Annotated in this window: 15 protein-coding genes; 3 read left to right on the forward strand and 12 right to left on the reverse strand. The window is 51.0% G+C overall.

Going from position 1 to position 11021, the window contains the following annotated elements:
* Positions 1-5 precede the first annotated feature (5 nt).
* The gene (locus N7E69_RS19510; protein ID WP_001531561.1) at positions 6-179 is read left to right on the forward strand and encodes a YciY family protein; all 174 of its coding nucleotides are present in this window, start codon (positions 6-8) and stop codon (positions 177-179) included.
* Between the two features lie 43 nt (positions 180-222).
* Here N7E69_RS19510 and N7E69_RS19515 read toward each other — a convergent pair whose 3' ends face one another.
* On the reverse strand, positions 223-519 hold the full coding sequence (locus N7E69_RS19515; protein WP_000967605.1) for a YciI family protein: 297 nt from the start codon (positions 517-519) through the stop codon (positions 223-225).
* Between the two features lie 223 nt (positions 520-742).
* On the opposite strand from N7E69_RS19515, the gene tonB reads away from it, so the two are divergent.
* The gene (tonB, locus tag N7E69_RS19520) at positions 743-1471 is read left to right on the forward strand and encodes a TonB system transport protein TonB (RefSeq protein WP_001675661.1); all 729 of its coding nucleotides are present in this window, start codon (positions 743-745) and stop codon (positions 1469-1471) included.
* 59 nt (positions 1472-1530) lie between these two features.
* Here the strand turns inward: tonB and yciA are convergent, their stop codons facing one another.
* From yciA to N7E69_RS19540, 4 genes are all read right to left on the reverse strand, one after another.
* The gene (gene yciA, locus N7E69_RS19525) at positions 1531-1932 is read right to left on the reverse strand and encodes an acyl-CoA thioester hydrolase YciA (RefSeq protein ID WP_000210317.1); all 402 of its coding nucleotides are present in this window, start codon (positions 1930-1932) and stop codon (positions 1531-1533) included.
* A gap of 160 nt (positions 1933-2092) precedes the next feature.
* A complete protein-coding gene (locus N7E69_RS19530; RefSeq protein WP_000808683.1) occupies positions 2093-2632 on the reverse strand; it encodes a septation protein A in 540 nt (179 codons plus the stop codon).
* 56 nt (positions 2633-2688) lie between these two features.
* A complete protein-coding gene (locus N7E69_RS19535; RefSeq protein WP_000028507.1) occupies positions 2689-3432 on the reverse strand; it encodes a YciC family protein in 744 nt (247 codons plus the stop codon).
* A 25-nt stretch (positions 3433-3457) separates the two neighbouring features.
* Positions 3458-3862: a YkgJ family cysteine cluster protein gene (locus N7E69_RS19540; protein WP_000114955.1), complete on the reverse strand. Its 405-nt coding sequence runs from the start codon at positions 3860-3862 to the stop codon at positions 3458-3460.
* Positions 3863-4199: 337 nt separating this feature from the next.
* Between N7E69_RS19540 and ompW the strand changes: the two genes are divergently transcribed.
* Positions 4200-4838 carry an outer membrane protein OmpW gene (gene ompW, locus N7E69_RS19545; protein ID WP_000714799.1) on the forward strand — a complete coding sequence of 213 codons (639 nt, stop codon included), beginning with the start codon at positions 4200-4202 and terminating at the stop codon, positions 4836-4838.
* Positions 4839-4919: 81 nt separating this feature from the next.
* On the opposite strand, the gene N7E69_RS19550 is transcribed toward ompW, so the two are convergent.
* The 7 genes from N7E69_RS19550 to trpCF all read right to left on the reverse strand — a co-directional run bounded on the left by N7E69_RS19550 (position 4920) and on the right by trpCF (position 11020).
* Positions 4920-5798, reverse strand: a complete 879-nt coding sequence (locus N7E69_RS19550; RefSeq protein ID WP_000488349.1) for a manganese catalase family protein — start codon at positions 5796-5798, stop codon at positions 4920-4922.
* Between the two features lie 19 nt (positions 5799-5817).
* Positions 5818-6324 carry a ferritin-like domain-containing protein gene (locus N7E69_RS19555; RefSeq protein ID WP_001109977.1) on the reverse strand — a complete coding sequence of 169 codons (507 nt, stop codon included), beginning with the start codon at positions 6322-6324 and terminating at the stop codon, positions 5818-5820.
* Between the two features lie 73 nt (positions 6325-6397).
* Positions 6398-6901, reverse strand: coding sequence for a ferritin-like domain-containing protein (locus tag N7E69_RS19560; protein ID WP_108610898.1), 504 nt, complete (start codon positions 6899-6901; stop codon positions 6398-6400).
* An 89-nt stretch (positions 6902-6990) separates the two neighbouring features.
* On the reverse strand, positions 6991-7173 hold the full coding sequence (locus N7E69_RS19565; RefSeq protein ID WP_000807657.1) for a general stress protein: 183 nt from the start codon (positions 7171-7173) through the stop codon (positions 6991-6993).
* Positions 7174-7652: 479 nt separating this feature from the next.
* Positions 7653-8459 (reverse strand): tryptophan synthase subunit alpha, encoded by an 807-nt coding sequence (trpA, locus tag N7E69_RS19570; protein WP_000443029.1) that lies wholly within the window; start codon positions 8457-8459, stop codon positions 7653-7655.
* On the reverse strand, positions 8459-9652 hold the full coding sequence (gene trpB, locus N7E69_RS19575) for a tryptophan synthase subunit beta (protein ID WP_000209485.1): 1194 nt from the start codon (positions 9650-9652) through the stop codon (positions 8459-8461). The genes trpA and trpB overlap by 1 nt, the downstream gene beginning before the upstream one ends.
* Positions 9653-9661: 9 nt before the next feature.
* Positions 9662-11020 (reverse strand): bifunctional indole-3-glycerol-phosphate synthase TrpC/phosphoribosylanthranilate isomerase TrpF, encoded by a 1359-nt coding sequence (trpCF, locus tag N7E69_RS19580; RefSeq protein WP_001195280.1) that lies wholly within the window; start codon positions 11018-11020, stop codon positions 9662-9664.
* Position 11021 lies beyond the last annotated feature (1 nt).

Consider the following 11021-nt stretch of genomic DNA (forward strand, 5'->3'; position numbering starts at 1 on the left):
TAAACATGAAGCGTAGTAGAACGGAAGTGGGGCGCTGGCGAATGCTACGTCAGGCGAGCCGCCGTAAAGCGCGTTGGCTTGAAGGGCAATCACGCCGTAATATGCGTATCCATACTATCAGGAAATGCATCTTTAATCGTCAGCGTAATTCATTACTCTTTGCGATTCACGGTGTGTGAGCCAGAAAGGGCACCGTATGCGGTGCCCAACAGGCCATCCTTTTCAAAAGATCTTCTTATACGGTTTGACCGAAACCTGCGCATAGACGCCCGCTGCGACGTAGGGATCCGCATCAGCCCAGGATTGCGCTGCTTCTAAAGATTCAAATTCAGCAATCACCGTTGACCCGGTAAATCCGGCTACCCCAGGATCGTTACTGTCCACTGCGGGCATCGGCCCGGCAGTTAATAATCGCCCTTCATCATGCAGAAGTTGCAGGCGCGCCAGATGCGCGGGCCGTACCGAGAGGCGTTTTTCAAGCGAGTTGGCATTATCCTGAGCGTAAATAACATACAGCACGGGTAGAGCTCCTTAATCGGTAAAAGTTGCTGATTACGTTATTGGAAAGGGCATTTAACTGCAATGTAAAGATACCGACTTTGTTAAACATGCACATTTTGTGTGGTATTTTTGTGCAATATCATCTTTTAAATGCCGCTATCGGCAATGCCTTATTGAATATGATTGCTATTTGCATTTAAAATTCAGCTCTGGTTTTTCAACTGAAACGATTATGACTTCAATGACCCTTGATTTACCTCGTCGCTTTCCCTGGCCGACACTCCTTTCCGTAGGCATTCATGGTGCTGTAGTGGCAGGTTTGCTCTATACCTCGGTACATCAGGTTATTGAATTGCCTGCGCCAGCGCAGCCTATCACGGTGACAATGGTTTCACCCGCTGACCTGGAGCCGCCCCAGGCGGTTCAGCCGCCGCCGGAGCCGGTGGTTGAACCCGAACCGGAGCCAGAGCCGATCCCTGAACCGCCTAAAGAAGCGCCCGTGGTGATGGAGAAACCCAAACCTAAGCCAAAACCCAAGCCAAAACCGAAACCGGAACCGGTGAAAAAGGTTGAAGAGCAGCCGAAGCGCGAAGTCAAACCAGCCGCGCCGCGTCCTGCCTCACCGTTTGAAAATAGCGCCCCGATGCGGCCAACAAGCAGCACCGCATCGGCGACCAGCAAGCCGGCGGTGAGCGTGCCCACTGGACCTCGAGCTCTGAGCCGTAACCAGCCGCAGTATCCGGCGCGAGCACAGGCGTTACGTATTGAAGGCCGCGTAAAGGTGAAGTTTGATGTGACCTCTGCTGGGCGAGTGGAAAATGTACAGATTCTGTCCGCGCAGCCAGCCAATATGTTTGAGCGTGAAGTTAAGAATGCGATGCGCAAATGGCGCTATGAAGCAGGCAAGCCGGGTTCCGGGCTGGTGGTCAATATTATCTTCCGTCTGAACGGTACGGCGCAGATTGAGTAATCTCTGGCGCCGCCAGCCAGGAATATACCATCACCTGCTGGCGGCGTAAGCGGGAATACTTAACCCTGAACCGGGAGCGGGCGGGGTTTACCGTCTGGATCGACGGCAACATAAATAAACAGCGCCTCGGTGGCCTTGTAGCGCTGTCCAATCGGTTCTGATGCGACTTTTTTCACCCAGACTTCAATATTGATGCTAATAGACGTCGTACCGCGTTTAACGCAGCGCGCGTAGCAGCATACGACATCGCCAACCGCGACGGGGCGCAGAAATGTCATTCCTTCCACGCGTACGGTTACAACCCGACCGTGCGCGATCTCTTTGGCCAGTATCGCGCCGCCAATATCCATTTGCGACATCAGCCAGCCGCCAAAAATATCGCCGTTCGCATTGGTATCGGCAGGCATGGCCAATGTACGTAAAACCAGCTCGCCCTGAGGAGTATTATCCATTGTTGTCATTGTAAAACCGACTATCAGAAAAAATTACAGCCGCGATGCTACTATGAATTTTGTGTGGAGAATAGTGGGAATAAAGGTACTGACGGGAAAGCGCAGGGCGTAAAGGCGAAGAAAATATCGCCAGGCGTTCGCAGTCTGGCGATGATAAGTCACGGGAGGGTTATGATTTATCTTCCTGTGGCAGATGCCGGTAGATATAGACGCCGCTCAGCAGGGTAAAAATGAGCGTCAGCGCCGTGAGTCCGAAGACCTTAAAGTTGACCCAGATATTTTGCGGCAACCAGAAGGCGATATAAATGTTAGCCAGACCGCACACAATAAAAAACAGCGCCCACGCCAGGTTCAGCTTTGACCAGACCTGCTGCGGCAACGCCAGTTCTTTACCTAACATACGTTGGATTAACGGTTTTTTCATCACCCACTGGCTTATTAACAGCGCGCCGGCGAACAGCGCATAAATAACTGTCACCTTCCATTTAATAAATTCATCGTTATGGAAGAAGAGCGTCAGACCGCCGAAGACGGCAACCAGAACAAAGGTAATCAGCGCCATCTTCTCTATTTTCCGATAGCGCACCCAGCTATAAATCAGCACGATTGCCGTCGCGACAATCAGTGCGGAGGTCGCCGCATAGATGTCATAAAGTTTATAAAACGCAAAAAAGACAACCAGCGGTAAAAAATCCAGAAACTGCTTCATTCTTCGATTCCATCATCAACGAGCGTCGAATGCGCCGCGTAACGGCGCATTGCGGATTATTGGCGAATCAACATATACAGGCGGAATAAGTAGATAAGCAATACTGCGGAAATCAGATTGCTCAACGTATTCGCCAGTACAGCGCCTACATTTGGGGTCAGTACAGCGAAGCTGGGCGCGAACAGCAATAGCAATGTTTTAGCCAGTAACCAGCCTATCACCGCAGGCGCGACCAGTCTCATGTTAGCCCAGGCTAAACGCATACTGCTGCGCATTGCGGCAAACACGCCCATTTTCTCTTCAACCAACATCACTGGCGCAAGCGCCAGCACAATGGCCATAATAATCCCCGGAACGACAATCAGCATTATACCGATTTGCACTAACAGGGTAGTCAGAAAAATGAGAATAAACAGTTTAGGCAATGCAGGGGCGCTGGCGCCGATAGCGCGCAGCGCGCTAACCCGATGTCCCGCTGAAACTAACTGAATCATCAGGATGATACCGCCGGCCAGAATAGCGTTGCCGATAAGCCCGGAAAACGTCGAGGCGGCAGAGGCGCGCAACAGGATCTGCTGCTGCTCCGGCGTCATATTTTGTACCAGCTCAAACAGGCCAGCGCTGCCTGCCAGATGTTCTCCTTCACTGAGTTGCGCGATTTGCGCATCGCTGGGTGAAAAGGCATGACCTAAGACCACCGTGATAAATGCGCACAGCAACGAAACCAGCAAGATAGTAATAAATTGATTTCGGAAAAAATTTCCGGCGTCACGGTAAACGGACTTCGCCGTGATAGACATGCACTCTCCTTGAGTTTTGCAGGTGTTAATTTGCGGGCAATTGTACCCTGGATAACTCTACAGTGGCAGCATCAGCAGTTGTATGGAAAAGCATATCTTTGTAAAGCGGCGGTAATCCGTATCGCGCGCGGGCGCGATTACACGCCTCATTCACTTCGCCTCCTTCGCCCGATATCGAAAATTCGCGACAGGTTGAAGGGCGGTTTTCATAAATAGCGCAACTGACGTTTTCACCCGGCGTGCCAATTAGCGCTTTACAGTGCGGCTGTTTTTGGTTGGTACCGGCCATACAACGTAAAAAAGGGGTAACAGGCTCGGTTAATGACGCCGGAACGCGTCCGCTGGCATCGTCGCCTTCAGCCCAATAAAAGGAGACACGAAAATAGGCACAACAGGCACCGCATGTCATGCATGGGTTAAGAACGCTCATGATTCACCTGCAAAAAACTCACGTATCAATAGATTACAACGGAAATTAATCTGTCCCGCAGTGTTCGCGAATCTTACCGCCACGCGCCATTGCGGGACATTGATTACCTTAGCCAGCCTTTATCGCCAGGGCAACAGGAGCAGACAAATATTTGCATAGCGTGAATATGTCAAAATTGATCTGAACTCCTATAACCAGGATTTTCAATACAAGTTCTAAATTAATCTGGATCAATAAATGTTAAATTATAAGAACAAATGTGATCTGTGTTAGATCACTTATTACTTCATTGTGGGTATATTCATCACGCTTTTATAACCATAACGATGGAGCGGGTATGAAAAAATTTACAGTGGCGGCACTGGCGTTAACAACTCTTCTCTCAGGCAGCGCTTTCGCGCACGAAGCCGGAGAATTCTTTATGCGTGCAGGTCCGGCAACCGTCAGACCTACAGAAGGGGCGGGTGGTACGCTGGGGCATTTAAACGGGTTTGATGTGAGTAATAACACGCAACTCGGCCTGACATTCACTTACATGGCGACGGACAATATCGGGGTTGAATTGCTGGCGGCCACGCCGTTCCGCCATAAGGTGGGTACGGGCGCGACGGGAGATATCGCCACGGTTCACCTGTTACCGCCAACGTTAATGGCGCAGTGGTACTTCGGCGATTCCAGCAGCAAAGTGCGTCCTTATGTCGGCGTGGGGGTGAACTACACCACCTTCTTCGATAACGACTTTAACGATAATGGTAAAAATGCCGGGCTGTCCGATCTGAGCTTTAAGGATTCCTGGGGCGCGGCAGGGCAAGTTGGGGTAGATTACCTGATTAACCGCGACTGGTTAATTGGCGCCTCTGTCTGGTACATGGATATTGATACTACCGCCAATTATAAAATGGGCGGCGTTCAGCATCATGACAGCGTGCGTCTGGACCCATGGGTATTTATGTTCTCGGCAGGCTATCGTTTCTAATCGCGTGATGTTGTGACGAAAAAAGACCCCGCCAGGCGGGGTCAAAAAAGGACATGACACACGGATTTTACTTGTCGGAACTCACTTGTCTTCTTTCGGTTCGCCGCAGCCTAGTTCTGCGCCAGTGAGAGGATCAACGGTGGGGTCCGATTTCGTTCTTTCTGCCATCGCTTTGAGCAGCGCCATCTGCTCGCGCGGCAATTTCACTGTCGCCAGGCCATCGCCGCCATCAACAGCAGGCATCGGTTCTGCGACATAGTTGAAGTTCTCATCGCTATTCCAGCTACCTCGCGGATCGTCGCCTTGCGACATGTTGTAGTACACGTCGGTATACTGTTCTACCGGCGGTAATTTACCCGGCGGGAAGTTGTTACGAATCGAATACAGCGCCTTTTCAAAAGAGAGCTGGTGCGCGACTTCACGGGTCATTAAGAAACTGAGCGTGTCTTTTACGCCGGGATCGTCGGTCAGATTAATCAGGCGTTCATAAATGATCTTCGCTCGCGCCTCTGCCGCGATGTTTGAGCGTAGATCGGCTGTGACTTCGCCGATAGTATCAATATAAGCCGCGGTCCACGGTACGCCGCCGGAGTTCGTCAACGCCGGGCCGCCGCCATACAGCAGAGAGGTGATATGGCTGTCATTACCATTCTGCGTCAGCGAGCGATAAAGTTCCGCTTCGTTTTCGGTACCTTCCGCCAGCTCGCCTTTAGCGCCTTTATTAAGCATTCCTACCAGTGAGCCGATAATTTCCAGATGACTCAGCTCCTCGGTGGCGATGTCCATTAACATTTCTCTACGACCGGCATCATCATCGCTTAAACCTTGCGTGAAGTAGCGGCAGGCGGCCGCCAGTTCGCCCTGCGGGCCGCCAAACTGTTCCAGCAGCAGGTTCGCTAATCCAGGATTAGGTTCGCTCACTCGCACAGTATATTGAAGTTGTTTTACGTGTCGAAACATATTGCCTCCTGCTTATTATTTATTTTTTGGCTTCAACGCCATCTGCTTCAGATCGCAGTAAAAATTGTTCCGTTGTCTGCGGAATATGTTTGATCAGCCAGTCAGCCATTTGCATTTCTTCTTTCAGAATGGCTTCAATCGTCGGAATTGAGGCAGTGTCGCCAGCTTTTTTTGCCGCCGCCAGCAGGGAGGTATAACAAGCAATTTCGAACTGCTCGAAAACATAACCGCTAATTGAGCCTTTGACAATTTCATCGGAAGGGAACATGCCACCGATAGATTGCCCCATTGCTGCCATTTTACTCATGGAGTCTTTCAACACCGAACGAGAAATGCCATTACGGTCCAATACTTCTTCGAGCATGGTAATTTGATGTTTGGTTTCACTAATATGTTGTTCAATTCTGGCTTTTATATCAGGATAATTTTCAATACGGCTGGCCATAGATTCAAGCATCGATTCTGCCTGTTTTTCCATGGCATGGGCGTCACGAAGCCAGTCATGATAATGTTCAGTATAATTCATTTTACATTCCTCAATGCGTGATAATCTGCTCCGATAATAAAATCGGAATCATGCAAGCTGATAATTAAAAATATTATTTCGATTTGCGTTCAGCACTTTTATTAACATTGCTGACTGCTAAATCGGTAAGTTTTAAATCAGTTTGTTTTTCCTCGTCGAGGGTTTCTTTGAGCAGTTTTAATGCCTTGCTATAGCCGAGCTGCTCGGCCAGGGTGGCTAGCGTGCCGTAGCTGGCGATTTCGTAATGCTCGACTTTTTGCGCCGCGGCGATAAGCGCTGCATCGCGTACTTCGTTTTTCTCCGTACTTTCGATGACTTCATTGGCTTCTTCGATCAGCCCTTCCATAGCGACGCATTTCATTCTTTTCAGTTTAATGCCAGATTCAGATTCGACGATCTGATCAATACGTTCAATCTGACCCCGGGTTTCTTCAAGATGAGATTGAAAGGCCTGGCTTAATTTTTCATTGGACGTGGCTCTGGCTAGTTTAGAAAGAGCCTTGGTTAATTGTTTTTCTGCACTATAGGTATCTGAAAGTAGATGGATAAAAAGGTCTTCAACGGTTTTGATATTCATAAATCTAATTCTCCTGGGCAAAATATTGCGAGCCAGAAGACTCGCAGATTGCTTGATAAAAGCATGTGTTGTATTTACATTACAGTAAATCAGGAATTATCGGATTTACGTCCGCCGTGACTATTCTGACCACCTTTTTTACCGGCTTCAGAAGCTCGTTGCGGATCGTTTTTGAAATTCCCGCCGCTATGCTGACCGCCTTTGCGGCCCGCTTCAGATGCTTTTTCACGATTCTCGGCGAAATTTCCTGAACCACCACGATGTTCGGCCATATTATTTCTCCTGTCTCGTTGCTTGCTGAAAAAATCGGTTTTAACCGTGTCGACACCCTATTAAAATTAGTTGGTTAAACCGATTAGTCAAATTGACGGAAATAGTTGTGATTTACCGCGTAAATAACGCACAAAAAATGGTTTAGAGATAATATATTCTATATTTTCTTTTAGAATAAGCGATTTAACAGAAAATGCTTTGCATTGTTATTAATAACAAGCGTCACTATCTGCAGCCATAGAAACGTTAATGCATTGTTTGTTGACATTTCTTTACATAAAGGCGGGGGAAATTGACGTGAAAACGCTAAATTTTTCGGCGTGATTAGGAGTTTTCTTAGCAAAAATTGACTTCAGACTTTTTGAAAGCTGGACGGGGAATAACACCAAAAAGATTGATGATGTACATCTGAATCGTGATTCTGGTTCGGCGCCAGCCACTCATTAAGCCGCCAGCGTTATGCTGACGGCTTAACTCGTTATGCGCGGCTGGCGGCTTTCATGGCTGAGACAAAGGACCTGAGCTCCGCCAACATCTGTTCGGGAGACGCGAGGTTTTTCTCGATAATCTTGACAATGGCTGAGCCGGAGATAGCGCCAGCCGCCCCGGCACGCACGGCCGCAGACACCTGTTCCGGCGAGGAGATACCGAAGCCCTGTAACGCAGGCGCGGCATGGTACTCTTTAAGCTTCTCAATGAGATGATGCAACGGCAATGCGCCACGGTTTTCCGCGCCGGTGACGCCCGAACGCGAAAGCAGGTAGGTGTAACCGCGGCCGTAAGATGCGACCTGGCGCAGAAGATCGTCATCCGCATTTGGCGGGCAGATGAAGATCGGCGCGATATTATGCCGTAACGCCGCCTGGCGGAAGGGGGCCGACTCTTCAACCGGGACATCTGCGACCAGCACGGAATCTACGCCAACCTGTTCACAACGGGCATAGAACGCATCTATGCCGTTATTGAACACCAGATTCGCGTACATTAGCAGGCCAATCGGAATGGTCGGGTGTTTTTCACGAATCAGCGCCAGCATTTCAAAACACTGAGCCGGCGTGACGCCAGCGGCGAAGGCGCGTAAGTTCGCATTCTGGATGGTAGGGCCATCGGCCAGCGGATCGGAGAAGGGAACCCCCAGTTCCAGAGCGTCGGCGCCAGCGTCAATCAGTGTGTCGATAATTTTCAGTGACTGTTCAATGCCAGGGTCGCCCAGGGTCACGAAGGGGACAAAAGCGCCTTCCCGGCGATCGTTGAGCTGTGCAAATAAATTTTCGTAGCGTTCCATCAGATTTCCCCTCGCGCTTTCAGGATATCGTGTACGGTAAAGATGTCTTTATCTCCGCGGCCAGAGAGATTGACCACCAGCAGTTGCTCTTTTTCCGGCTGCTCGCGCATCATTTTCAGAGCGTGCGCCAACGCGTGGGAGGATTCCAGCGCCGGGATAATTCCCTCATGGCGGCACAACGTTTTGAAGGCTTCCAGCGCCTCATCATCGGTAATGGAGACATAATCCGCGCGTCCGATGCTGTTCAGGTACGCATGTTGCGGCCCAACGGATGGGAAATCGAGCCCGGCGGAAATGGAATAGGACTCTTCAATTTGCCCGTCCGCTGTTTGCATCATCGGCGCTTTCATCCCGAAATAGATGCCAACGCGACCATGTTTAAGCGGCGCGCCATGCTCGCCGGTTTCAATACCGTGACCGCCAGGTTCAACGCCTATTAGCCCGACGCTGGTATCATTAATAAAATCCGCAAACATCCCGATAGCGTTTGAGCCGCCGCCGACGCAAGCGATAACGGCATCTGGCAGACGGCCCTCTTTGTCGAGGATTTGCGCTTTCGTCTCTTCGCCAATCATGCGTTGGAACTCGCGAACGATGGTGGGATAGGGATGCGGTCCTGCCGCCGTGCCGAGCATATAGTGCGCGGTTTCGTAACTACCGGACCAGTCGCGCAGCGCCTCGTTACAGGCATCTTTTAGCGTAGCGGAGCCGCTATGAACCGGGATAACCTCAGCGCCCATCAGACGCATACGGAAGACGTTCGGCGACTGGCGCTCAACGTCTTTGGCACCCATATAGATACGGCATTTCAGACCCAGCAGGGCGCTGGCGAGCGCAGAGGCGACGCCGTGCTGACCGGCGCCGGTTTCAGCGATAATCTCGCTTTTACCCATCCGTTTGGCCAGCAGCGCCTGACCCAGTACCTGATTGGTTTTGTGTGCGCCGCCGTGCAGTAAATCTTCGCGCTTTAAATACAACGTGGTACGCGTACCGGCGGTAATGTTCTGGCATTTCGTCAGCGCGGTGGGGCGTCCCGCGTAGTTTTTTAGCAGATCGGCGAATTGCGCCTGAAATTCAGGATCTTTTTGCGCGCTGACGAAGGCCTCTTCAAGCTGGTTCAGCGCAGGCATCAGGATCTGCGGCACATACATGCCGCCGAATTCACCAAAGTAGGGGTTGAGAAGTGTTGTCATGTTTTTTCCTTAATATGCGCGCAGTGTCTGAAAAACCGAGGCCAGAAGACGAGCATCTTTGATGCCCGGCTGTGACTCCACACCTGAATTAAAATCGAGACCGGCACAGCCGACTTGCGCCGCCTGGACGCAGTTATCGGCCGCCAGCCCGCCCGCCAGTAACACATCATCCAGCGGTTGCCCCTGTAGCAGTGACCAGTCGAAGCGCTGCCCGCTGCCGCCTTGCCCATTGTCGAAAATGTATTTATCGACATGGTGATAATCGCGTGCGGGAAGGGCATTGCTAACGCTCAGCGCCTTCCAGATTTGCACATTGCGCGGCAACGCCTCGCGCAGCGCGTTGACATACGCCTGGTCTTCGCTGCCATGTAGCTGTACGGCAGAAAGCGACAGGACGGCGGCTTTCTGGCAAACATCGGCGATATCAGCGTTCTGGAAAACGCCGACATACTGCAATGGCGCGCCGCTTATCACTTCTCGCGCCTGCTCAACGCTCACCGCGCGTGGAGATGAGGGCACAAAAATCAACCCGCCATATATTGCGCCAGCGTCACAGGCCGCTTTAGCGTCCTGGGCGCGGGTCAGGCCGCAGACTTTATTTTCGCCAAGCAGCACGCGACGGACGGCGGCGTTAAGATCGTCATGCGCCATTAACGCCGAGCCAATTAAAAAACCGTTGGCGAAGTGGCTCAGTTCGCGTACCTGACCATAGGTGTTAATCCCGGACTCGCTGATGACAGTCACGCCGTGGCCCAGTTTTGGCGCCAGCTGGCGGGTGCGATTCAAATCAATCGACAGATCGCGCAGATCGCGATTGTTGATACCTACCACTTTTGCGCCTAACGCTATCGCGCGCTCCCGTTCTTCGTCATTACTGACTTCCGTGAGCACGCCCATTTTCAGACTGTGCGCGACGGCGGAGAGTTGGCGATACTGTTCGTCATCCAGAACCGAGAGCATCAGTAAACAGGCATCGGCCTGATAGTAACGGGCAAGGTAGATCTGATAGGGATCGATAATAAAATCCTTACACAGAATCGGCTGCGGTGCGCTTTGGCTAACGACCGGCAGAAAATCGAAGCTACCCTGAAAATATTTTTCGTCGGTGAGCACCGAGATTGCCGAGGCGTAATGTTGATAAATATTGGCAATACGCGCCGGATCGAAATCATCGCGAATCACGCCTTTTGATGGCGATGCTTTCTTACACTCCAGAATAAAGGCGGTACGCGCGCCCTGGAGCGCATCATAAAAATGGCGTGTACTTGGCTGGATCTCATTTTGAAAGCTGGCCAGCGGCTGTTGCTGTTTGCGGGCTTCTACCCAAATCGCCTTGTCTGCGACGATTTTCGCTAAAACGGTTTGCATT

Source organism: Salmonella sp. 3C, from assembly GCF_025426275.1.
Classification (GTDB): domain Bacteria; phylum Pseudomonadota; class Gammaproteobacteria; order Enterobacterales; family Enterobacteriaceae; genus Salmonella; species Salmonella enterica.

Excerpts from the sequence above, each read along its gene's own strand:
- N7E69_RS19510 (WP_001531561.1), top strand. The coding sequence starts at position 6 with ATGAAGCGTAGTAGAACGGAAGTGGGGCGCTGGCGAATGCTACGTCAG.
- tonB (WP_001675661.1), top strand. The coding sequence starts at position 743 with ATGACCCTTGATTTACCTCGTCGCTTTCCCTGGCCGACACTCCTTTCC.
- yciA (WP_000210317.1), bottom strand. The coding sequence starts at position 1,932 with ATGACAACAATGGATAATACTCCTCAGGGCGAGCTGGTTTTACGTACA.
- N7E69_RS19530 (WP_000808683.1), bottom strand. The coding sequence starts at position 2,632 with ATGAAGCAGTTTCTGGATTTTTTACCGCTGGTTGTCTTTTTTGCGTTT.
- N7E69_RS19535 (WP_000028507.1), bottom strand. The coding sequence starts at position 3,432 with ATGTCTATCACGGCGAAGTCCGTTTACCGTGACGCCGGAAATTTTTTC.
- N7E69_RS19540 (WP_000114955.1), bottom strand. The coding sequence starts at position 3,862 with ATGAGCGTTCTTAACCCATGCATGACATGCGGTGCCTGTTGTGCCTAT.
- ompW (WP_000714799.1), top strand. The coding sequence starts at position 4,200 with ATGAAAAAATTTACAGTGGCGGCACTGGCGTTAACAACTCTTCTCTCA.
- N7E69_RS19550 (WP_000488349.1), bottom strand. The coding sequence starts at position 5,798 with ATGTTTCGACACGTAAAACAACTTCAATATACTGTGCGAGTGAGCGAA.
- N7E69_RS19555 (WP_001109977.1), bottom strand. The coding sequence starts at position 6,324 with ATGAATTATACTGAACATTATCATGACTGGCTTCGTGACGCCCATGCC.
- N7E69_RS19560 (WP_108610898.1), bottom strand. The coding sequence starts at position 6,901 with ATGAATATCAAAACCGTTGAAGACCTTTTTATCCATCTACTTTCAGAT.
- N7E69_RS19565 (WP_000807657.1), bottom strand. The coding sequence starts at position 7,173 with ATGGCCGAACATCGTGGTGGTTCAGGAAATTTCGCCGAGAATCGTGAA.
- trpA (WP_000443029.1), bottom strand. The coding sequence starts at position 8,459 with ATGGAACGCTACGAAAATTTATTTGCACAGCTCAACGATCGCCGGGAA.
- trpB (WP_000209485.1), bottom strand. The coding sequence starts at position 9,652 with ATGACAACACTTCTCAACCCCTACTTTGGTGAATTCGGCGGCATGTAT.
- trpCF (WP_001195280.1), bottom strand. The coding sequence starts at position 11,020 with ATGCAAACCGTTTTAGCGAAAATCGTCGCAGACAAGGCGATTTGGGTA.